The organism is Halomonas sp. IOP_31 (assembly GCF_021151495.1).
GTDB lineage: Bacteria > Pseudomonadota > Gammaproteobacteria > Pseudomonadales > Halomonadaceae > Modicisalibacter > Modicisalibacter zincidurans.
In genome coordinates this window covers 20942-42211 of record NZ_JAIRBP010000006.1, presented here as the reverse complement: position 1 = coordinate 42211, position 21270 = coordinate 20942, and the positions used below count along the sequence as shown (strand labels likewise).

Here is a 21270-nt window from a genome sequence, read left to right as displayed (position 1 = left end):
CGTTACGCACCTCGTGATTGCCTTATCAGTGCGTCTACGCGTCCCGCGCCGGTCCGTCCTCCCTGACCAGCACCGCGACCGGGAATTCCCTCAACAACTCGCCGATCGGAAGCGTCCCTTCGCCTAGCCGCAACGAGGCGTTCGACAGCACATCGCGCCACTCTCCCGGCATCGCCGGCGTCACCTGCAGTTGGCTATCGCCCCAGTTTTCCGCCGGTATATGGGGAAGCATAGCCGCTTTAAGCAGCTTCGCAGGCAGTCGCGGCACGACGACCAGCACGGCCTGCTCATCATGCTGGCGCATGAAGCCCAGCACATGGGCCTCGCGATCGCCAACGACCTGCAGCGGTCGATAGTCGCCCTCGGCGAACAGTGCGGGATACTGGCTGCGCAGCCTCAACAGGCGCTGGACGAGCGCCTGCTTGACGTGGCCGTCGCGCCAATGTCCCAGGGCCTCGGCCGGCGCTTCGCCGCGCCCCAGCGACGCCCGGCGCGCCGCGTAGTCGACGGGCCGGCGGTTGTCCGGGTCGACGAGGCTGAAGTCCCAATATTCCGTGCCCTGATAGAGATCGGGCACGCCCGGCACCGTCATGCGCAGCGTCGCCTGCGCCAGGCCATTGATGGCCCCGGGCAGGTCCAGCTCGCGGGCCGCGGCCGCCAGCGCCTCGCGACACGCCGGATCGCCGAGCAGTGCTTCTTCGAGAAAGGCGCGACTGGCCTGTTCATAGGCTTCGTCGGGCCACAGCCAGTGGCTGCGCAGCTTGGCCTCGCGCAGCGCCTTCTGCTGCCACTGGGCGAGGCGCTCGGTGAACTCGCGCATGGCATCTTCGTCGTCAGAGTCGAGCGACGGCGACCAGGCGCCGAGCAGCAGCTGGTAGAGGATCAACTCGTCCCCCGGCGACGGCGCCTCGCCGCTGGCCACGCTGCGCCGCAACGAACCTGCCTGGGCACGCCACTGGCGCACGCGCTCGGCAAACAGCCCGCCCTTCTCGCTCAGCGCCGGCAGCCGCGCACGCACGTCCTCGCCGCGCTTGTGATCGTGGGTCGCCGTGGTGACCAGCGAGTGCGGGAAATGGCGCTGGCGGAACGCGCTGGCGGTATGGAACTCCGGCAAGGGGATGCAGAAGCTCTGCGGATCGAAGCCCACGTCGTTGCGCGAAATCAGCACCGCGCTGCGATAGCCCGCGGTGTCCTCCACGGCCTTGGCGGCCACTGGCGAGGTCAGTTGCTGAAAGCGGGTGATGGCGCGCAGACGCAGGCCGCGTTCCTCGTCGTCCTGGCAATCGCCGGGCGCCTCGCCGCCCAGCCAGCGCTCCAGTCGGTCGAGCACCGCCGCATCGGGCGGATTCAGGTCGTCGCGCGCCCCGGCCATCGCCTGCCGGAAGAACGGCGCGTCCTGCGCCGGGCGACCGTTCTCGTCGGCATAGCTGCGATACACCGGAAAGTGCACGACCAGCGCCTTCAGGGCGCGCTTGATCGCCCCCAGCGTAACGTCCCGCGTCTCGCGGCGGGCCCGCGCCACCTTGTGCAGCGCCAGGCCGCAGGCCTCGAACTCGCTGGCCAGGGCGGTGTCGAGCATTTCGCCCCGCGCCCGGCGGACTTCGGCCAGGAAGTCGTCCGCACGACCACTCACTTCGCGCCACAGCCGATGCAAGGGCACCGCGCCGGCAGGATCGTGCTGGACGCCCGAGATCTCGTTCATGAACTCGTAGCCGGTGGTGCCCTCGACCCCCCAGTCGCTGTGCAGACGCTCGCCTTCGGCGAGGATCTTCTCGACGTACAGCGCGACCCGGGCGGGCACCTCGGCCGGTCGGCTTGCCTGCAGCGCATCGAGACGCTCGCGCAAACGCAGGCAGTAGCCGCGCGGATCGGCCAGGCCGTCGACGTGATCGACACGCAGGCCATCCACCCAGCCCGCCTCGACGAGTTGCAGGATCAACGAATGCGTCGCCTCGAAGACCTCGGGCAACTCGACACGCAGGCCACCGAGTTCGGTGATGTCGAAGAAGCGTCGCCAGTTGATCTCGTCGGAGGCCGTGCGCCACCAGGCCAGCCGGTAGTTCTGACGTTCGATCAGCGCATGCAGCCGCCCGGCGCCGGCCTCGCGATTGCCGTCGAAACGCTCCAGCGCCCGGGCCAGCGCGGCCCGGGCCGACTCATCCTCGAGGGCGTGGCGCAGTTGGCGCCGCAGTTCGCCGACGGCGGCATAGGCGTCCAGGCGCGTCTGCAAGCCGTCGAACGCCGCCGCCAGTTGATGCAGAGCCTGATGCGCGGCGTGACGCAGGATATCGCCGTAACGCCGCGGATCGATGGGAAAGCGGTGCTCGTGATAGTCGAGGGTGAAACTCGCCGCTTCGGGCACGTAATCCAGCGTGAGCAGCCCCGAAGTCAGCACCTCGTCGTAGGGCGCGCCCAGAAACGGCACCAGCAGACGCCCCCTGAGCAGCGGATCGGGCGATTGCCAGTCGATGTCGAAGAAATCGGCGTAGGGGCTGGCGCGTCCCCATGCCAGCACCTCCTGCCACCAGGGGTTTTCCGAGCCGCCCACCGCCACGTGATTGGGCACGATATCCAGGATCAGCCCCATGCCCCGCGAGCGCAGCCGCGCCACCAGCCGCTCGAGCGCCGCCTCGCCGCCGAGCTCCGGATCGATGCGCGTCGGGTCGATGCCGTCGTAGCCGTGGGTCGAGCCGGTCCGCGAGGCCAGCAGCGGCGAGGCATACACATGGCTCACGCCGAGATCGGCGAAATAATCGACCCGCTGCATCGCGTCGTCGAGAGTGAAGCCGGCATGAAACTGCAGGCGCACGGTCGCACGAATGTCCTTCATGACTTGGGCTCCAGAGGCGCGTTTGCGACCTGTCGAGAAAGATCTCGGCCACGCTGCAATTCGCCGAGGCGATGGCGTACCTCGTCAGGCGTCAGTAACGTATCAACCTCGGCCATCCAGCGCCGTCGCCAGTTGGGATGTTCGTCCAGCGTGCCGGGCAGGTTGGCCTGCTCCTCGAGCCCCAGCACGTCCTCCATCGGCAGGATTGCCAGCGGCGAAGGAGTACGCCCGATGTGCCGGGCACAGGCATCCAGCAGCTGCGAGGCCGGCAGGTCCGAGGCCTCAAGCGTCTCGGGGCGCGGTGTCGCATGGCCGAGCAGCTCCAGCGTGCCGGCCAGACGGGCACGCGCCGCGCCGCGTGCCCGTCGTTCGTCATCGGCGTCCTGGTCCTCGCCCAGCAAGCCGAGCCGACTGCGCCAATCGATGTCGCGACCGGCCCACCAGCCGGCCACGCTGGGCAGGTCGTGGGTGGAGGTGGTGGCCATCGCCGAATTCGACCACTGCCGGGCAGGCAGGAAGTTAGCGTCGTCGTCCTGCTCGAACCACAGCACCCGCATGCCGAGAATGCCGCGCGCGGCGAGCTTGTCGCCAAACCCCGGCGCCACGGTGCCCAGGTCCTCGCCGACGACGATGCCGCGGTGCCGCCAGGACTCCAGCGCCACCAGCCGCAGCAGGTCGTCCAGCGGGTAGCTCACGTAGCCGCCCTCGGCGGGCGTCGCGCCATGCGGCACCAGCCACAGCCGCATCAGACCGAGGACATGGTCGATGCGCAGGCCACCGGCATGCCGAAAGCCGGCGCGCAGCATGTCGATGAAGGTGCGAAAGCCGGAACGCACCAGCCCGTGGGGCGAGAAGCCGGCCAACCCCCAGTCCTGGCCATGCACGTTGAAGGTATCGGGCGGCGCGCCGATCGACACGCCCTGGAGCATTTCACCCTGACGGCTCCATGACTGGCTGCCGGCATCGTCGGCGCCCACCGCCAGGTCGGCGATCAGGCCGACCGACATGCCCGCGTCGCGCGCCGCGGCCTGGGCGTGCTGCAGACCTTCCATCACCTGCCATTGCAGGAAGGCATGAAAGCCCACTTCGTCGGCGTGCTGCTCGGCGAAGCGCGCCACCTCGGCACTGTCCGGGTCCTTAAGCGGCGCCGGCCAATCCCGCCAGTAGCCGGCGCCGCGCACGGCCTGCAGCGCCTCGAAGCGGCAGTGATCCTCGAGCGTCTCGCCGCCGGCCTTGCGGAACGCGGCCAGTTGCCGGCGCGCCTCGACCGCTTCATCGTCGTCGCACGCCATGAGGTCGTCATAGAGCCGACGCAGCCAGGTCAGCTTGGCACGCCCCGCGGCCGGCCAGTCGAGCTCGTCGTCGGCCTCGCGTCGGCGCAGTTCGCCGTCCAGCCCGCAGGCCGCCGTGGCCTTGGCGACGGCGTCATTGCCCAGCAGCCGCTCCGGCGCGCCGTACAGCGCGTTGCCGAGCAGGCGGCTGGAGGGTGAATAAGGGCTGTAGCGTTCAGGGTCGGCACTGAACATGGCATGGGTCGGACTGATCGTTAGCGTGGCGGCGCCCTGCTCGGCGGCCCGCCGGGCGAAGCGTTCCAGTGCCAGGGTATCGCCGATGCCGCCATCGCCCGGGCGGCGCAGCGCATAGAGCTGCACGGCCAGGCCCCACAGCCGGGGCTCCGTCTGGCCGCCGGCGTCCGCCGGGCCGAAGCACTGTTTCGGCGCGACGGCGACGCTCAGTTCGGCACCGGCGATCTGCAGGCGGTGATAGCCCATCTCGCCGATGGCCGGCAGCCGGCCGTCCGAGTCGATCTCGCCACGCCGCTCTTCGCCACCTTCCAGGGACAACATGAAAGGCGTACCGCGTGGCAGCGGGCCGGGCAGCATCACCGGCACGTCGCAATCGGCGGTGATCAGCGGTGGCCACTGCGCAGGCTCGACCGGGTTTCGCCATTGCGACAGGCGCGCCAGGCTGGCTTCGATCGCCGCATCGTCGTCGGCGGGAAAGCCCAGCACGCCGAGCAGGGTTCGCTGGGTAGCGGTCGACAGCTCGCGGGGCTCGCTGTCGCTGTTTTCCCACTCGACGAGTATTCCAGCCGCGTCGGCCAGTTCCCTGAGTCGATCGTCGCTCATGCGCTGACCTCGCCCATGTCTTGAGTATCCAGCCAGGCAGCGGCGCCATGGTGCAAAAGGCGCCCCTCCGCCGCGGCACTGGCCACGTCGGCACGCGACTCGAACAGGCAGCGCCCACAGGCGATCTCGTTCGCCGGGACGTCGCGTTCGCCGAGATTGATGGCCATCGTCAGCCGGCTGCCGTCGTTCAGGCGCCAGCGCGCCACCACGGCCTTGTCGCCCAGTGCCTCGGCGCCCTCTGCCCGGGCGCCCGGCAGGCGTGGCACGAGCTCGCGATGACGCAGGTCGAGCAGGGTTCGGGTCCGGTCCAGCCAGGCGTCGTGCGGCGGCGTATCGCGCACTTGATAGTCGGGGATCGAATCCTCGAAGGTCTCAAGCGCGTTGGGATCGGGAATCCGGCGGCGCATGGCCTCGTCCTGAAAGGCGCTGAAGTCGGCGAACTCGGCGCGTCGCCCCTCGCGCACGGCCTCGGCCAGCTCGTCGCGGTGTTCGGTGAAGAACAGAAAGGGCCGCGTCGAGCCCCACTCCTCGCCCATGAACAGCAGCGGCACCATCGGCGACAGCAGCAGCAGCACGTTGGCGGCGGCCAGCGCGTCGGGATCGGCCAGCACGCTCAAGCGTTCGCCGAGCGCGCGGTTGCCGGTCTGGTCGTGGTTCTGCAGGAAGATCACGAAGGCGCTGGTCGGCAGGTGCGCGCTGGGCTCGCCGCGCGGGTGGCCGTGCCGCGAGCGCTCGCCCTGATAGATGAAGCCTTCGCTCAGGCAACGCGCCAGCTTGGCCGTGGCGTCCTCGACGAAATCCGCGTAGTAGCCTTCGTACTCGCCGGTGAGCAGCACGTGCATGACGTTGTGCCAGTCGTCGCTCCACTGGGCGGTGTAGTGATCGGCATCGAGCAGGCTGGCGGTGTTGCCCTCGTTCTCGAGCACCAGGTGGACGTGGCGCCGCGGATCGACGCGACGGCGAATTTCGCGGGCCATCTCGACCAGAAAATCGCGTTCGCTGATCGCATGCACGGCATCGAAGCGCAGCCCGTCCAGACGATACTCCTGCAGCCACATCAAGGCGTTGTCGATGAAGTAGCGGCGCACCGGCGGCTCACGGAAGTCGATCGACGGCCCCCAAGGGGTCTGCAGGTCGTCGCGAAAGAAGGCCTCGGCGTATGTCGCCAGGTAGTTGCCATCGGGGCCGAAGTGGTTGTAGACCACGTCGAGAAAGACCATCAGCCCGTGGCCGTGGGCCTCGTCGATCAATGCCTTCATGGCCTCGGGACTGCCGTAGGCGGCTTCCACGGCGTAAGGCAGCACGCCGTCGTACCCCCAGTTGCGCCCGCCGGGAAATTCCGCGACGGGCATGAGTTCGATGGCCGTGACGCCCAGTTCGGCCAGATAGGCGAGTTTCTCGCCCACGCCGTCGAAACCGCCCAGCGCGCCGACGTGCAGCTCGTAGAGCACCGTCTCGTGCCACGGACGCCCTCGCCACTTGGGGTGGCGCCATTGATAGCGCCGGGGGTCGATCACCAGGCTTGGGCCGTCGATGTCACCCTCCTGGGCCCGTGAGGCGGGGTCTGGCACCAAAGTGCCCTCGTCGTCGTCCGCCGCGAACACGCGATAGCGGTAGCGCGCTCCGTGGCCGCAGCCGATCTCGGCTTCGTGATGGCCCTCCGCGGTTGCCTGCATCGGCTGGCCGGGCTGGCCCTCCACCTCGACATACACCATTCGGGCGCTGGGCGCCCAGAGCACGAAACGGGTGCGTTGCGTATCGACCAGGTGGGCGCCGTAGGTCGGCGTGAATGCGGCCTGTGATAGCTCGTCCGTCATGCCGGCCAGTCCCCCTGTCTGAGCAGCAGCGTGGCCAGCGGCGGCAAGGTCAGCTCCAGCGAGGCCGGATGGCCATGGCTGGGCAAAAGTTGCGCCCTGACGCCATGCGCGTTGCCGACGTTCGAGCCGCCGTAGAAGGTGCTGTCGCTATTGAGCACTTCGTACCAGCTGCCCAATGCCGGAACGCCCAGGCGATAACCCCTCAGCACACGCGGCGTGAAGTTGGCAATCGCCAGCAGCGGAGCCGTGCCTTCGGGGCCGTAGCGCAGAAAGGCGATCACGCTGTTGACGCTGTCGTCGCCGACCACCCAGGCAAACCCTTCCGGCTGACAGTCGAAGTGATGCAGCGCCGGTTCGTTGCCGTAGAGTCGGTTGAGATCGGCGACCAGCCGCAGCATCCCGCCATGGCAAGGATCGTCGAGCAGCGACCAGTCGAGTTCACCGGCGGGGCGCCAGGCCTGGCCGTGGGCGAATTCGGTCCCCATGCCGACCAGCTTCTTGCCGGGATGCGCCCACATGAAGCCGAGCCCGGCGCGCAGGTTGGCGAAGCGTTGCCAGGTGTCGCCGGCCATGCGTTCCAGCCAGGTCGCTTCGCCGTCGTCGGACTGCTCGTCGATCAGCGGCAGCACGAAGTGCGACTCGAAGGCGCAGGCCAACCCTTCGACCAACCGATGATGATGCTGGCCACGCGCCTCGTGCGGCTGGCTCAGGTAGGCCTGGGTGGCACGCGACCAGTGCGTGTTGAGGGCCAGTGCGCGGGCCGTGGTGGGCGCCGCCTCGGCATCGTGGTCGTCGACGAACAGCAGCGTATCCGGGGAGCGCGCCGCAAGGCCGTCCATCAAGCGGCTCAGCGCCGCTGCGTCGCTGTCCGGCACTACCGGCTTGAGGCGCAGCCCATCGACATGCAGGAACGCGAGCCAGTCGCAGGCCAGTTCGAGCGCCTCCGCCTCGGACAGCCCGGCCTGCAAGCAAGCCAGCGGCCATTCGACGATCACGCCGAGCCCGCCGACGTGGCAGTCATTGACGAAGCCCGCGAAGGCCGCGCCGGCATCGGCCTGTGCGACGTGCTTGACCTCGACGTGAGTGAAGCCGAGATCGGCGGCATAGGGCACCAGCTGGGTGGCCAGGGGCTCCCAGCCCAGCGGCTTGCCCAGCGAATCGTGCCGCCAGGCCCGCGGATCGAGCCGATAGATCGACAGCGGATAGAGCAAGGGGTCCTCGCGACGACGCTGGCGCATCCACACGCCATCCTGCCAGCGATGCGACGCCAGGCGCTCGCGCCAGTCACGCGGCGTGGCCGAGCCGTTGGCCAGCGCCGCGTCGGCGACTTGCCCCTGCGGTGCGATCCGCCGTTCACCCACCCTGCTGTGCGGCATCGCTCCAGCGGGCGACAGCGGCGATCCGAGGGTAAAATGGCGAGTCATGGCTACCATCCTTGTCTTTGAATGCGCGACGGGCCGTTCCCTGGCTCGTCAGCTCATTGCGCGATAGCGCGCCTCGCATGCCGCCTCGCCCTCCACGGTCGTCCGGTAAAGACGACTGTAGGGCTCGACCGACTGGCGCCAGTGGTAACGTCCGGCCATCGCCGCCCGGCGCATGGCGTAGAACAGGTCGGTGGCGCGGAACACGGTGATGGCCCGCTGGATGGCATGGATATAGCTTTCCAGCGTCATCTCGTCAAACAGGAAACCGGTGACGCCGTCCTCGATGGTATCGGCCAACCCCCCGGTGCGGTGAGCGATCGGCAACGAGCCGAAACGCTGGGCATACATCTGGCTCAGCCCGCACGGTTCGAAACGCGACGGCATCAGCAGGAAGTCGCTGCCGGCATACATGCAGCGCGCCTCGCCTTCGTCGAAGCCGATATTGACGCCGATGGCGCCCGGGAAACGGGCCGCCAGATGGCGCAGCGCCTTTTCCACCGGCATCTCGCCACGCCCGATGAACACGATCTGGCCCCCGGCGCGCACGACGGATTCCGCCGCGCCGATGGTCAGGTCCAGGCCCTTCTGGTGCACCAGCCGCGACACTACCGCGAACAGCGGCCCGCTACTCACGCCGAGCCCGAACAGGCGGCGCACGTGCTCGGCATTGGCCCGCTTGCCGCGCCAGTCGTTCATGGCGAACGCCTGGGCGAGGTGCGCATCGGTACGCGGGTCCCAGGAATCGTCGATGCCGTTGGGGATCCCCCATAGCCGCCCCTGTTCCGCCCTGCGCTCCAGCAGCGACTCGAGCCCGCAACCGAACGCCGGCGTGGTGATCTCGCGGGCATAGGTCGCGCTCACGGTGGTGACGTGGGCGGAATAGGCGATTCCCGCCTTCATGAACGACAACTGGCCATAGTATTCGAGCTCCTCGAGGTTCATGGCCGCCTCGGGAATACCCAGTGCACGGCAGCGCGAGGCCTCATAGACGCCCTGGTAGGCCAGGTTGTGGATGGTGAAGATGCTTGGGGTGGCATCGCCCCGCCAGCGCAGGTAGCCGGCCGCCAGCGCGCTCGGCCAGTCGTTGAGGTGCAACAGCTGCGGCCGCCAGCCGAGCCCCAGCCTGTTCGAGGCGATATCCGCCGCGGCGAGCCCCAGACGCGCGAAGCGGATGTCGTTGTCCGGCCAGCCGATGCCCAGCTCATCGCCGTAGGGGGTGCCTTCGCGCTCGTAGAGTTCGGGGCAGCGCAGCACGTAGATTGTCAGCCCATCGGCGCACGTGATCCGGCCAAGCTCGCAGGCGGGGATGTCGGCATGGCCAGGCAGCGTGCACACCGGCTCGATGACATGGCCCGAGTGGATCACTTCGCGATAGCCAGGCATCAGCACCCGCACGTCGTGCGCCTCGTAGCTCGCTCTCAGCGCCCGCGGCAGCGCCGACGAGACATCGCCGAGCCCTCCGACCTTGACCAGGTCGGCAATTTCCGGCGTTACGAAAAGCAGTCGGTAACTTTCTCCGTGGCTATGGCCACGTCGGGTTGATGACGTGTCAGCTCTTTTCGCGCGCGTAACTTGTGTGGCCAACCCCGGCAGGCCACAAGAAGCATCTTCTTTACCCAACGCTGAATCGAGCTGCTTTGAAACGCCGTGAAATACGCTTCTACCCATGAGGCAACCTCTCCCTGTTCAACCCCTACGGCCAACGATCCATTTAACAACGGTTCGATTTAAGACGAGCATTAATTGCGCTCATCGTGATGCATGATTTTCCAATGAAGCGCTTTCTTGACCTTCAGCGAGGACTAGCTGGCCTCTACTCTCTATGTAGTTAAGTAGAAATTGTCCAAGTAAGCGACATCGACGCGGCAAAGAGATGGCTCCTCGGTCACAAGCGCGACAGCAGCTCGGCCTTCTTGGCGGTGAACGCCTCTTCGCTGAGGATGCCCCCGGCCTTGAGATCGCCGAGACGCTCCAGAGCCGCGAATATCTCGTCATTGGCGCCGCAGGCGCCCGGCATGGCCGGGGAGGTACAGTGCCCGCCGCCATCGCGAATACATTCACTCCCACAAGGGCAAGCTAACCGGCAGGGGGCTGTGGGAGGGAGCTGGTTCGCGATGATCTGTGCCGCATTTCCCGGCAAAATGCGATGAACCATAGTTTCCGGGCCCGCGGGTCGTTGGCAGCCCTGGCGGGACTCGCCTGCCAGCCGGCCCTGGCCGCCGAGGCCATGGACACCTTGCAGGTGCATGGCTCCATCAGTCAGGCCTGGCTGGTCAGCGACGACAACGATCTCTTCGGCTCCAGCAGCAAAGGCGGAGGCAGCTACCAATATACCGAGTTGGGCGCGAATCTGTCGTTTCGCCCCCACCCGGGCGTGCTGGTGGCCACCCAGGTGCTGAGCCGACGCCGCTCTCTCCGCGAGTCAGGGGCGTTTAGCGAGCCGCCGCCCACCGACTATCTCTGTTCAGCGAGGCCGAGCGCGCCTTCTATATCGATCAGCGCCAGGCCGTCGCCGACATGCAGCCTGGCCTGCGCGATCTGTATCGCCACATCGAGAATGAGCTCGCCGGACAGTATCGGTCGTCGAAGGTAGCCAGCGGTCACTACGACGCCTTCTGAGCGACAACTGCAAACATCTGTCACAACTGCGCCGGGCGTTCTGCTAGCGGCCGGCTGGAACAGCAATAATCGACACCGAGCCTTCAGCTGCCATGAGCCATCACTCAAGTATTAATTTTTACATCAATAGCGTACCAACAAACGGTAGCGTCAGCTCGATAATTACCTTTTCTTACAATTCATTGGAAAAATCACTATTTCCCTCTTGAATTAGCACCTACACTTGTAGCCCTTGCTCGCGTGGCATACCTCGAGTCGCAGCCATTCAGCGCTTGGTCAACTAGTTGACCAGCAATAAGCAGCAAGTATAACGAGTAATAAAAGTATAGTAACCAAGACGAGCCTGCCTTGGCGGAAACTTCCAAGCAATCGCCTTCCCGACCCTATCTCAGCCAGCGGTTGGCCACTCGCGTTCCGTTTGCTTCATTCAGCTATACGAAGTCAAAAGGCGATTTAATGCACCAGCATGAAAGTTGCATATTCACCAAACTCAGCCAATTTATATCGTTGGGTGAGCATGACCAGCAATTGCTGCGGGATCTCGAAAAAAACCCCTATCGCGCCATTGCCAATCAGACGTTGTGGTCGATTGGCGACCGGGTGGATCAGCTCTACACTATCAAGAGCGGCTGGGCCTATACCTGCCGCGACAATCTCGATGGCAACCGGCAGGTCGTCGACATACTGCTTCCCGGCGATATCCTCGGCCTGCGCGAACTCACCTTCGCGACTCATCTCTCGCATGCGCGGATGCTCACCGAGGGCGTCATCTGCCCTTTTCCACATCACAGGATCGTCGACATCATCGAGAGTTCGACTCCATTGACGATAGCCCTCATGGCGTCGCTGTCCCGACAGGAGTCGATGCTGAGCGAACGCATGCTGATGTCAGTTCACCGCAGCGCGCGTTCACGCATCGCGCATTTCTTCGTCGAGACCTTCACCCGTCTCAGCCGTGTACGCACCATCGAAATGGGTTGTTTTTACCTGCCCATTTCACAAAAAGTGCTGGGCGAAATACTGGGTCTTACCTCGGTGCATATCAGCCGCTCGCTGAGCGCCTTGGAAAGGGACCACGTATTGATCAAGCATCGCGATCATGTCGAGATCCTGGATCGCGAAAAGCTGTACGAAGAAGCGGATTTCGACGGGCGTTACCTCAGCGATGACATGAACGGGCTGCGCGAACGTCTCAAGCAGCATCAGCATTGCTGAACCGACGGCGACCGATGGCACCCATCGATGGGCCGTCCCGAGCTCGGTGCCTTGAGTTTTTAGCGGCTTCCTATGGCGTCGCTTGCCGATGCGCCTGCGGCGCCGCGTCCCGAGCGTCGTCCGCTGCGCCGCTGTCGAGCTCCAGGCGAGCGCGATCGACCAGCTCGGCGGGCAGCTCCTTCTTGACCGCCACGCCCAGTTCCTTGAACTCGGCGGTCTGCTTGATCAAGTTGCCCTTGCCGCTGACCAGCTGGTTCATCGCCCGATCGTAGCTGCCCCGCGCGCCGTCGAGCTTTCTGCCGACGTCCTCCATGCTGTTGAGGAAGGTCGCCAGCTTGGCGTAGAACTTCTCGGCGCGATTGGCGAGTTCGGCGGTGTGCTTGCTCTGGTCCTCGAAACGCCACAACTGGCGGACGATATTGAGGCTGGTCAGCAGCGTGGTCGGCGTGGCGACCAGCACGTTGTTCTCGATGGCGCGCTGGTAGAGCCCCTCGTCGTACTTGAGCGCCTCGACGTAGGCCGACTCCACCGGCACGAACATGATCACCACCTCCGGCGAATTGAGTCCCGGCAGGTCGTGGTAGTGGCGATCGGCCAGTTCGCTGATCCGCTCGCGCACCGCCTGGCAGTGCTCGCCCAGCGCCTGGCGGCGCTCGCCGTCGTCGTCGCAGTTGACGTAACGCGTATAGGCGGCCAGCGAGGTCTTGGCGTCGATCACCAGATGCTTGCCCTGCGGCAGATAGACGATCGCGTCGGGGCGCTTGCGGCCGTCCTCGGTGGTGAAGCTGACCTCCCGCTTGTAGTCGATGCCCAGCCGCAGCCCGGCGCCGTCGAGCACGTTCTCGAGCATCAGCTCGCCCCAGTTGCCCTGGATCTTCTTCTGGCCCTGCAGCGCGGTGGTCAGCTTGTCGGCCTGATCGGTAATCGCGCGGTTGAGATGCTGCAGCTGCTGCAACTCGGTACGCAGTTGCACGCGCTGCTCGCTCTCCTGCTGATGGATCGATTCGACCTTCTCGCGAAAGCCCTTCATCTCGGACTGGATCGGCTGCAGCAGGCCGCCTATGCGCTCCGAGGAAAGCTCCGAGAAGGCCTTGCCCTTGCGTTCGAGAATCTCGTTGGCGAGATTCTCGAACTCCTTCTTGAGGCTGTCGCGGCTTTCCTTGAGCAACTCGAACTGTTCGCGAAAGTGCTGCTGCTTGGCCTCGAGCCGGGTGGTCGCCGACTTGAGCGCCTCGCGCAGCTCGGCGACCTTCTCCTGACTGGCCTCGAGCGCGAGCTGGGCGTCGCGGCGCTGGCTGTCCAGGCGCTGACGCTCGGCGTCGCGCTCGCGCAGGCGCTCGTCGAAGCCTTCGCGCAGATTGGCCTGATGCGCCCGGACCCCGGTCAGCTCGGCTTCCAGCCGGGCCTGGGCGAGCTGCGCCTGGGACAGCGCCTCGCGCTGAGCGTCCTGCGCCGCTTGCGCGTCGTCCAGCTGGCTCGTCCGCTCGGCCAGTTGTTTCTCGAGTTCGGCCTTGATCTCTCGTAGCGGCGCAAGGCGACGCGCGCCACGCCAGGCGGCTAGGCTCCAGCCGGCGAAAAAAGCGATCAGCGCCGCCAGCAGCGCCATCGGAATCGGTTCCAGGGTCATGGGTTCTCACTCACGGGGGCATCGGATGAGCGCATGGTAGCGCGAGCCGGGGGGCGACACGAAGCCGCCAGGGTAGCGTCGCAAATCAAGCTGAAGCCTTTTAGCAAGACCGGCAGGCAATGAACAGCTCGCATCAGCGGGTCCCGTTACCCCACCGACGTTTAACAGTGGGCGAGCCAATCCGATCTCGGAAACGCATCACCATACGGCAGTAAAACGGCCATGCTATGCTGGCGGCAGCTTCGGGAGCCCATCATGCGCAACGATCTTGATACGACCCTGCCCGCCTTGAAGGCGGCGTTGGCCGACTACCCCGGCCTGGCCTTTGCCGTACTCATCGGTAGCCGGGCCAACGGGCGCGCCAGCGAGGCTAGCGACTGGGATATCGCCGTGCAGTGGCAAACCGTACCGGACGACCCGTTCGAGTATTTTGGTCGCAACGAGACCCTGCGCCGAGCACTGGCGAAGGCCCTGGAGGTATCGGAAGCCCGCCTGGATATCGTCGATCTTCACCGTGCCGGCCTGACGATGCGAATCGCCGTGGTCGAGGAAGGCATTCCGCTGCAGGGGGATGACGGCCTGCCGTGGGCACGCTTTCTGACACGTACCTGGCGCGATATGGAACACTGGATGCTGGAACAGCGCTATGCACCTTGATGCCTACCTCGCCGAAACCCGCCAGCTCGCCGAACGGCAATCCGCGGTGCTCGACCAGGCCGCCAGTCGGCTGGAAGATGGTGACACCCTGAATGCTCTGGAAGAGAACGGCGTATTGCATGCCTTGCAGGTACTGACCGAGAATGCCATCGGCAAGGCCAAGCACCTATTGAAACTTCAGGGCCACACGGTACCGATCTCGGCCTATGACGCCTTCCACCAGTTAATTGCTTTGGGTCAGCTGGCCAAGACGGATGAACCAGCCTGGAACGCCGTCATTGGCCTGCGTAACCGCATCGCCCACGACTACCTTAATCTGGACATGTCGCTAGGGCCTGTTGACGTTTCGTCGCGGCCGCGACGGAGGCCCATTGGGTGTAGAACAAGGCGTGAGGAGCGTGGTTGGGTTATTCCCAATGAGCGACGAATAACGCAGTGCTGCGCCCAATGGACCCCGTCCCGTTGGGTTGCGCGTCAAAGGACGCCATGCAGCGTTGCGGGACTTGGCAAGGAAACAACCCTTGCCTGCATCCCTCGTCTTGCCTGGCGCCCTTTGGCGCAGCAACGCGGTTCACGCTGAAACGTCAACAGGCCCTAGTGCTTGATGTGGCCAAGGCCCGTCGCCACCGTTTCATCCGCGACTTCCTGCTGGCCGACATGCCGACCCGCACCTGATACGGTGCCTGCTCCGGTTCAATCGAGGTGCCCGTCACCCTTTTCGGTTCCTGTCGATTTCGGCCTGCAGCGCCTGCATCAGTTCCTCGATGCTGTGGATGCCCTGCTCCTTGAGCGAGGCTTCCATGTCCAGCGGCATCTCCGAGTCATCTGATGAAATCGCCCATGCGATCCAAGTGACTCTGCGCAACGGTTACTCGTGGGCCGGCGGGGCTGACCCTGGCGGCACAGCTCGCGGCTGACCCCCAACTACTCGCGGCGGCTGCGCGATCTGACCATCGCTGCCGGCCTGGCCGACGCGGCAAGGGCGGACGCTGTCGATTACCCGGTGACGGCCACCCTGAAGCGCCTCGAGCCGGGCCATGAAGGCCAGCTGGAAACCGTCAAGGCGCGCTACGCGGTGGGCTGCGACGGGGCCCGCAGTCGGGTGCGCCAAGCACTCGGGCGCTCGCTGGAAGGCGACTCGGCCAAGCCCGACAGACTCCTGGTGCGGCTGTACATCGAGCTCGACAAGCTCGACGCCGGCGACGCCTGTCATACCCACAGCCCCAAGGCCGGCCAGGGCATGAACGTGTCGATGCGCGACGCCCGTTGAGCGGGATCACTTGATCACCGGCACCCGGCTCAAGCCATTGTTCTGATCGGCGATCTTCTGCAACAAGCCGCGCAGCGTCTCGCGCTCCGCGGCCGACAGCGGCGCCATCAGCTCGTCCTGGGTATCGACGGCGACGACTTCGGCCCGGCGCCGCAGATCGCGGCCCTGCGCCGACAGCGTGACCAGCATCGAACGCCGGTCCTGCGCGTTGCGCTCGCGGGTCACCAGTCCCCGCGCTTCGAGCTTCTTGACCACTACCGCCGTGGTGTTGCGATCGAGGGCGGTCAAGCCGCCCAGGCGGCTCTGGTCGAGGGTGCCCCGCTCTTCCAGCGCCGCCAGCACAATGTATTGCAGCTGGGTCACTTGCAGCGGCTTGCCCTTGTTGAGGAAGATCGCCACGCTGATCTGGTGGCAGCGACGCAGCAGGTTCCCCGGGAAGTTACTGGCCTGGCGCAAGGGGGACTGGGGATCGTTCACCGTTTCTCCTGGAGTCATGGGTTCGATTGTCTTGGCGCGGCCGATCACCGGCTATCTCGGCGCAGTCGATCATCGACAAAAGTACGCTGGCGGCCCCGCCTGGCCATGGCCGCCTTCTCACGAGGGCTCGCTGTCGCCGCGGCGTGGTTTGCCGCGCCCGAGCAGGCGCCCGATCAGCGTCACCGCGCCCAGCGCCAGCGCACCAACGATCAGCCCGACGAGCATGTTGAGCAGCGACGGGCCGAGGCCCTGGATCACCGCATCGAGGCCGGGGACGGCGAAATCGCTTTCGGCGACGCCTTCCACGAGTCGATTCAGCACCGGGATGCCATGCGTGAGGATGCCGCCGCCAACCAGGAACATCGCCAGCGTGCCGATCACCGACAGGCTCTTCATCAGATAGGGCGCACCGGCCAGCAGGCCGCGCCCGATGGCGTTGAGCAGGCCCCCGCGACGGCTGAGATACAGCCCCAGGTCGTCGAGCTTGACGATGCCGGCGACCAGCCCGTAGACCCCGACGGTCATCAAAAGGCCGATCCCCACCAGCACCGCGACCTGCTGGCCCAGCGAGACCCCGGCCACCGTGCCCAGGGTGATGACGATGATCTCGGCGGAGAGGATGAAATCGGTGCGCACCGCGCCCTTGATCTTGTCGCGCTCGAAGGCGCGCATGTCGACCTGCTCGTCGGCCATCGCCGCGATCCGCCGGCGATGCTCGTCGTCGTCCCCGGCACGCTGCAGGAACTTGTGCGCCAGCTTCTCGACACCCTCGTAGCACAGATACGCCCCGCCGAGCATCAGCAACAGCGTCACCGCCCAGGGCAGCAAGGCACTGATCAGAAGCGCCGCGGGAATCAGGATCACCTTGTTGAGCAGCGACCCGCGGGCCACCGACCAGACCACCGGCAACTCGCGGTCGGCCTTCACCCCGGCGACCTGCTGGGCGTTGAGCGCCAGGTCGTCGCCCAGCACGCCGGCGGTCTTCTTCGCCGCCACCTTGGTCATCAACGAGACGTCGTCGAGGAGCGTGGCGATGTCATCGATCAATGTGAGCAGACTGCTACCGGCCACAGGCATGCCTCCATGTGCTGATGGGCGTCAGCTTAGCGGCTTGCCGCCCTTGACGTCACTGCATTTGAAACTCGAAAATCAAGCGATCATCATTAACGGAGCAACGACGGGCATCGGCCTGGCGGCGCTAAATTGGCTTCAGTCAGCCGCTCAGCAAACGATCTGGTGGGTAAACAAGCACGTATCCCCGGCAAAGCCGAGGGATACGTGCTTACTTGATTACGGGATTTATTTGATTGCGGGATTACTGACTGGATTCAATCTTCTTGCTAACCAGGTCTTTTAGCTGTTGAGCGCCATAGGAGGAAAGTGGCTGGCCATTGACAAAGAAAGTCGGGGTTTGCATGATCTTCAACGCCGCCACATCTTTCTTGTCCTGATTGATGGTGGCGTCTATATCCGGCCTGACAAGATTTTTGCGCGCTTTTTCCACATCAAGACCGGCCTCTTCCGCTGCCGCCCAGGCAGCCTCGATACGGGGTCCACCATTCCCCCACTCTGGCTGCGCGGCAAGTATCGCCTCCAGGACTGGCTTGAAAACGCCTTGCAGCCTTGCAGCCTCAAGCAGGCGCACTGCGGCTTCCGAGCTCTCATGGAATGGCGTATATCTCAGTACCAGGCGGACATCGTCGGGATTCTCGGCAAGGATCTGCTTCACTATCGGGTAGAAAGCCCGGCAAGCCTCGCAGGCGGGATCAAAAAACTCCACGATAGTCACGGGAGCGTCCTGGGGACCGAAACTAGGCGAGTAGGAACGCTCCAGGCGATTTTTCTGATCTGCGGATAGCTCGGTAACAGCTGCTTGCAGCGATGCAGAGCTGGCAAAGAAAAGCATCGTTGCTGCCATGGTCATGGCGACAGCCATGAGGGTACAGGAGAGAGTCTTCCTGATCATTGGGTTCCTCCAGGCGAGTGGTCGTGACAGCGCATCATAGCGTGAAATGATAGCTTATGCAGCAGGGCGCTTCCCCCCAGCGGCGCGCCAGCCTTGGCAGGCCAGCACTGCCGGAGAACGGGTATCGAGTGTGCCAGGCATTGGCCAGACTGTATGGGATGTCCGCCCTGGCCCGGATTCAGCGGCTTGGTGACGGCAACGTCACGCATCCAGCTGGAACGGATACACCGAGCCGATGGCGAGAATTCGCGTCAACTCGTCGAGGGCGGTCAGCGTCTCCTCGGCGAGCCGCGGATCGGCGAGATCCGCCGGGGTCAGCGAGTCCCGATAATGGCGCTCGACCCAGCCGGTGAGTTCGTCGTACAGCGCTTCATCGAGCAGCACCCGGCCCGACAGCCCGGCGCGCTCGACCTCCGAAAGCGGCACGCGCAGGCGCAGGCAGGCCGGGCCGCCGCCGTTGCGCATGCTCTGCTTGACGTCCTTGACCATCACCTTGCTGATCGGGTTGGCACCGGCCAGCAGCAGATTCTGGATCGTCCGCCACACCGCCTCGTTCTCCTGGCACTCGCCGGGCACCACCAGGGTCATCGCCCCCGAGCCGTCCGGAGCGGAAAGCAGCTGCGAGTTGAACAGGTAGGTGCTCACCGCGTCGTCGAGGCTCACCGCCGCGCTGGGCACGCGCACCGGGATCAGCGGCGTGGTCATCTTGCCGCGCAGCTCGTCGAGCGTTCCTTGCTCGTCGAGGAAGGCCATCTCGTGATAGAGCAGCACCGGCCCGTTGCCCACCGCGATCACGTCGTTGTGGAACACCCCGGCGTCGATGGCCTCGGGATGCTGCTGGGCGAACACCACCTGATCCGCGCCGAGGCCGTGCTGGCGAGCCACCGCCTGGCTGGCCTCGAGCGTCTGGCGCGCCGGGAAGCGCTTGGGCTCTCGTTCAATATTGCCACCGAACGCCTGACGACCGTAGACGTAGAGATGCACGCCGGGCTCATCGTGCTCGCCGGCGAGCCGGGTGTGGTTGGCCGCGCCCTCGTCGGCGAACGCCGGGGTCGCCGGCAGCGCCGGATGGTGGGCGAAGCGCATCGGGTCGCGAAAGATTGCCGCGAGCACCCGAGCCGTGGTCTGCGGCTCGAGGAAGCGATGGAAGCTCGATTGCAGATTGGCCGGGGTGAAATGCGCCCGACCGTCGGCGGCGTCACGGCTCGGGGTGATGGTGGCGGCGTTGGCCGTCCACATGCTCGAGGCCGAGCACACCGCACGCAGCAATTGCGGCGCCTCGCACGCGGCGCGTTCGAGCACCTCGGCATTGCTGCCGGTGAATCCCAGATCGCGCAGCGCGCCCAGATCGGGGCGCTGCTGCGGCGGCAGCACGCCCTGGGCGTAGCCGGCGTCGGCCAGCGCCTTCATCTTGGCCAGGCCCTGCAACGCGGCCTCGCGGGGGTTGGAGGCCAGCCCGCCGTGGCGCATCGACGCCACGTTGCCGTGGGCCAGCCCGGCGTAGTTGTGGGTCGGCCCGACCAGTCCGTCGAAGTTGACTTCGCGCACCCCGCGCCGGGTATCGGCGTCGTTCGCGGTCGCGCTCATGAGCTTTCCCCCAGCGTCACGCCCGGCGGCAGGTTGTCGGGCATCGCCAGCGCCTCACTCTCCATCGAGGCGATCGGGTAGGCGCAGTAATCCGCCGCATAGTACGCACTGGGGCGATGGTTGCCGCTGTCGCCGATGCCGCCGAACGGCGCGTCAGAGGAGGCGCCGGTAGTCTGACGATTCCAGTTGACGATGCCGGCGCGAATGCGCAGCAGGAAGTCGTCCCAATCGGCCTGGTCGCCGCCGATCAGCCCGGCGGAAAGTCCGTAGCGGGTGTCGTTGGCAAGCGCGATCGCCTCGTCCCAGTCGCGGTAGCGATGCACCTTGAGCAGCGGACCGAAATGCTCCTCGTCGGGCACCGCGAGGCCGGTGACGTCGATCAGCGCCGGCGACACCAGGCTGGTATCGCCGACCAGGCGCTGCATGCGCGCGAGCACGCTGCCGCCCAGCGCCTCGAGCGCATCCTGGGCCTTGAGCAGGCCGTCGGCCGCCGCCACGCTGACCAGGCCGCCGTAGAACGGCGCCGGCTCGCTGAACGGCGCGGCGACGTGCAGCCTGGCGATGGCCTCGGTCAGCGCCTCGAGCAGCCGATCGCCGGCCTCGCCCTCCGGCACCATCAGCCGCCGCGAGCAGGTGCAGCGCTGGCCGCCGGAGAGAAACGCCGACTGCAGGATGGTCAGCACCGCGGCGTCCTGGTCCGGCACGTCCTTGACCACCAGCGGGTTGTTGCCGCCCAGTTCGAGCGCCAGGATCTTGCTGACCTGGCCGGCGAACTGCTCGTGCAGCAACTTGCCGATCCTGGCGCTGCCGGTGAACAGCAGGCCGTCGATATCGCCCGCGCCGGCCAGCGCCTGGCCCACCGGCGCCCCACCCTGGACGAGGTTGATCACGCCGTCGGGCAGCCCGGCGGCCTGCCAGCACTGCAGTGTCAGGTCGGCGGTCAGCGGGGTCTGCTCGCTGGGCTTGAAGACCACGCAATTGCCGGCCAGCAATGCCGGCACCATGTGCCCATTGGGCAGGTGACCAGGGAAATTGTACGGGCCGAACACCGCCAGCACGCCGTGCGGGCGATGGCGCAATACGGCGCGCGCGCCGGCGACGTCGCGGCTGCGCTCGCCGGTGCGCTCCTGATAGGCAGTGGCCGAGATGCCCACCTTGCCGATCATCGCGCCGACCTCGGTGCGCGCCTCCCACAGCGGCTTGCCGGTTTCATGGGCAATGCTCTCGGCGAGCGCCTCGCGGTTGGCCTCGAGTTCGTCGCGAAAACGCTCGACGAGCGCCAGGCGGGCATCGAAGCCCAGCCGCGCCCAGTCGGGAAACGCCTGGCGCGCGGCGGCTACCGCCCGCCCGACCTGGCCGGCACTGGCGGCATCGGCCTGCCAAAGGATGGCGCCGGTGATCGGGTCGGTCTTGGCGAAGCGCTCGGCCTCGCCGTCGATCCAGCGACCGCCGATGAATAGTTGCTGCTTGGCGTTCATACATCGCTCCTGGTGATTGGTTTGTAAGCCGCGAGACGCGAGCCGCAGCTTCAGCCAACGCACAACGTTCGCAACCCCTTCGCTCGAAGCTCGAAGCTCGAAGCTCGAAGCTCGAAGCTCGAAGCTCGAAGCTCGAAGCTCGAAGCTCGAAGCTCGAAGCTCGTAGCTCGTAGC

Annotated in this window: 17 protein-coding genes; 5 read left to right on the top strand and 12 right to left on the bottom strand. The window is 66.0% G+C overall.

Annotated elements, in window-relative coordinates:
- Positions 1–34: 34 nt before the first annotated feature.
- The 6 genes from treY to K7I12_RS05070 form a co-directional block, all read right to left on the bottom strand.
- Positions 35–2830, bottom strand: a complete 2796-nt coding sequence (gene treY, locus K7I12_RS05095; protein ID WP_231663303.1) for a malto-oligosyltrehalose synthase — start codon at positions 2828–2830, stop codon at positions 35–37.
- Positions 2827–4959, bottom strand: a complete 2133-nt coding sequence (gene malQ / locus K7I12_RS05090; RefSeq protein ID WP_031383308.1) for a 4-alpha-glucanotransferase — start codon at positions 4957–4959, stop codon at positions 2827–2829. The genes treY and malQ overlap by 4 nt, the downstream gene beginning before the upstream one ends.
- The gene (gene treZ / locus K7I12_RS05085; protein ID WP_031383307.1) at positions 4956–6776 is read right to left on the bottom strand and encodes a malto-oligosyltrehalose trehalohydrolase; all 1821 of its coding nucleotides are present in this window, start codon (positions 6774–6776) and stop codon (positions 4956–4958) included. Before treZ ends, malQ begins: the two co-directional genes overlap by 4 nt.
- A complete protein-coding gene (locus K7I12_RS05080; RefSeq protein ID WP_031383306.1) occupies positions 6773–8200 on the bottom strand; it encodes an alpha amylase C-terminal domain-containing protein in 1428 nt (475 codons plus the stop codon). Before K7I12_RS05080 ends, treZ begins: the two co-directional genes overlap by 4 nt.
- Positions 8201–8248: 48 nt before the next feature.
- Complete coding sequence (glgA, locus tag K7I12_RS05075) at positions 8249–9868, bottom strand: glycogen synthase GlgA (RefSeq protein WP_084173388.1); 1620 nt, start codon at positions 9866–9868, stop codon at positions 8249–8251.
- Positions 9869–10085: 217 nt separating this feature from the next.
- Entirely contained in the window at positions 10086–10217 is a 132-nt protein-coding gene (locus K7I12_RS05070; RefSeq protein ID WP_231663296.1) for an SHOCT domain-containing protein, read from the bottom strand.
- A 129-nt stretch (positions 10218–10346) separates the two neighbouring features.
- Here K7I12_RS05070 and K7I12_RS05065 point away from each other — a divergent pair, with 129 nt between their 5' ends.
- Together K7I12_RS05065 and K7I12_RS05060 are read left to right on the top strand one after the other, a co-directional pair.
- Positions 10347–10793: a hypothetical protein gene (locus K7I12_RS05065; protein ID WP_231663293.1), complete on the top strand. Its 447-nt coding sequence runs from the start codon at positions 10347–10349 to the stop codon at positions 10791–10793.
- Positions 10794–11167: 374 nt separating this feature from the next.
- Entirely contained in the window at positions 11168–12034 is an 867-nt protein-coding gene (locus tag K7I12_RS05060; RefSeq protein WP_231663292.1) for a Crp/Fnr family transcriptional regulator, read from the top strand.
- A gap of 70 nt (positions 12035–12104) precedes the next feature.
- Here K7I12_RS05060 and rmuC read toward each other — a convergent pair whose 3' ends face one another.
- Positions 12105–13661, bottom strand: a complete 1557-nt coding sequence (gene rmuC / locus K7I12_RS05055; protein ID WP_231663290.1) for a DNA recombination protein RmuC — start codon at positions 13659–13661, stop codon at positions 12105–12107.
- Between the two features lie 255 nt (positions 13662–13916).
- On the opposite strand from rmuC, the gene mntA reads away from it, so the two are divergent.
- The 3 genes from mntA (at position 13917) to K7I12_RS05040 (ending at position 15588) form a co-directional block, all read left to right on the top strand.
- On the top strand, positions 13917–14318 hold the full coding sequence (mntA, locus tag K7I12_RS05050) for a type VII toxin-antitoxin system MntA family adenylyltransferase antitoxin (RefSeq protein WP_231663287.1): 402 nt from the start codon (positions 13917–13919) through the stop codon (positions 14316–14318).
- Entirely contained in the window at positions 14308–14898 is a 591-nt protein-coding gene (locus K7I12_RS05045) for a DUF86 domain-containing protein (RefSeq protein ID WP_231663285.1), read from the top strand. Before mntA ends, K7I12_RS05045 begins: the two co-directional genes overlap by 11 nt.
- 423 nt (positions 14899–15321) lie before the next feature.
- Positions 15322–15588, top strand: coding sequence for an FAD-dependent monooxygenase (locus K7I12_RS05040; protein WP_231663283.1), 267 nt, complete (start codon positions 15322–15324; stop codon positions 15586–15588).
- 6 nt (positions 15589–15594) lie between these two features.
- Here K7I12_RS05040 and K7I12_RS05035 read toward each other — a convergent pair whose 3' ends face one another.
- From K7I12_RS05035 to astD, 5 genes are all read right to left on the bottom strand, one after another.
- Positions 15595–16065 (bottom strand): MarR family winged helix-turn-helix transcriptional regulator, encoded by a 471-nt coding sequence (locus K7I12_RS05035; RefSeq protein WP_231663281.1) that lies wholly within the window; start codon positions 16063–16065, stop codon positions 15595–15597.
- 117 nt (positions 16066–16182) lie between these two features.
- The gene (locus K7I12_RS05030) at positions 16183–17136 is read right to left on the bottom strand and encodes a DUF808 domain-containing protein (RefSeq protein ID WP_035575188.1); all 954 of its coding nucleotides are present in this window, start codon (positions 17134–17136) and stop codon (positions 16183–16185) included.
- 244 nt (positions 17137–17380) lie between these two features.
- A complete protein-coding gene (locus tag K7I12_RS05025) occupies positions 17381–18031 on the bottom strand; it encodes a DsbA family protein (RefSeq protein WP_031383298.1) in 651 nt (216 codons plus the stop codon).
- Positions 18032–18232: 201 nt separating this feature from the next.
- Positions 18233–19618 carry an N-succinylarginine dihydrolase gene (astB, locus tag K7I12_RS05020; protein ID WP_231663279.1) on the bottom strand — a complete coding sequence of 462 codons (1386 nt, stop codon included), beginning with the start codon at positions 19616–19618 and terminating at the stop codon, positions 18233–18235.
- A complete protein-coding gene (astD, locus tag K7I12_RS05015) occupies positions 19615–21096 on the bottom strand; it encodes a succinylglutamate-semialdehyde dehydrogenase (RefSeq protein ID WP_031383296.1) in 1482 nt (493 codons plus the stop codon). Before astD ends, astB begins: the two co-directional genes overlap by 4 nt.
- Between the last annotated feature and the right edge of the window lie 174 nt (positions 21097–21270).

What these genes read in the sequence shown, in the direction of transcription:
- treY (WP_231663303.1), bottom strand. Translation starts at nt 2,830, where the DNA reads ATGAAGGACATTCGTGCGACCGTGCGCCTGCAGTTTCATGCCGGCTTC.
- malQ (WP_031383308.1), bottom strand. Translation starts at nt 4,959, where the DNA reads ATGAGCGACGATCGACTCAGGGAACTGGCCGACGCGGCTGGAATACTC.
- treZ (WP_031383307.1), bottom strand. Translation starts at nt 6,776, where the DNA reads ATGACGGACGAGCTATCACAGGCCGCATTCACGCCGACCTACGGCGCC.
- K7I12_RS05080 (WP_031383306.1), bottom strand. Translation starts at nt 8,200, where the DNA reads ATGACTCGCCATTTTACCCTCGGATCGCCGCTGTCGCCCGCTGGAGCG.
- glgA (WP_084173388.1), bottom strand. Translation starts at nt 9,868, where the DNA reads ATGGGTAGAAGCGTATTTCACGGCGTTTCAAAGCAGCTCGATTCAGCG.
- K7I12_RS05070 (WP_231663296.1), bottom strand. Translation starts at nt 10,217, where the DNA reads ATGCCGGGCGCCTGCGGCGCCAATGACGAGATATTCGCGGCTCTGGAG.
- K7I12_RS05065 (WP_231663293.1), top strand. Translation starts at nt 10,347, where the DNA reads ATGAACCATAGTTTCCGGGCCCGCGGGTCGTTGGCAGCCCTGGCGGGA.
- rmuC (WP_231663290.1), bottom strand. Translation starts at nt 13,661, where the DNA reads ATGACCCTGGAACCGATTCCGATGGCGCTGCTGGCGGCGCTGATCGCT.
- mntA (WP_231663287.1), top strand. Translation starts at nt 13,917, where the DNA reads ATGCGCAACGATCTTGATACGACCCTGCCCGCCTTGAAGGCGGCGTTG.
- K7I12_RS05045 (WP_231663285.1), top strand. Translation starts at nt 14,308, where the DNA reads ATGCACCTTGATGCCTACCTCGCCGAAACCCGCCAGCTCGCCGAACGG.
- K7I12_RS05025 (WP_031383298.1), bottom strand. Translation starts at nt 18,031, where the DNA reads ATGATCAGGAAGACTCTCTCCTGTACCCTCATGGCTGTCGCCATGACC.
- astB (WP_231663279.1), bottom strand. Translation starts at nt 19,618, where the DNA reads ATGAGCGCGACCGCGAACGACGCCGATACCCGGCGCGGGGTGCGCGAA.
- astD (WP_031383296.1), bottom strand. Translation starts at nt 21,096, where the DNA reads ATGAACGCCAAGCAGCAACTATTCATCGGCGGTCGCTGGATCGACGGC.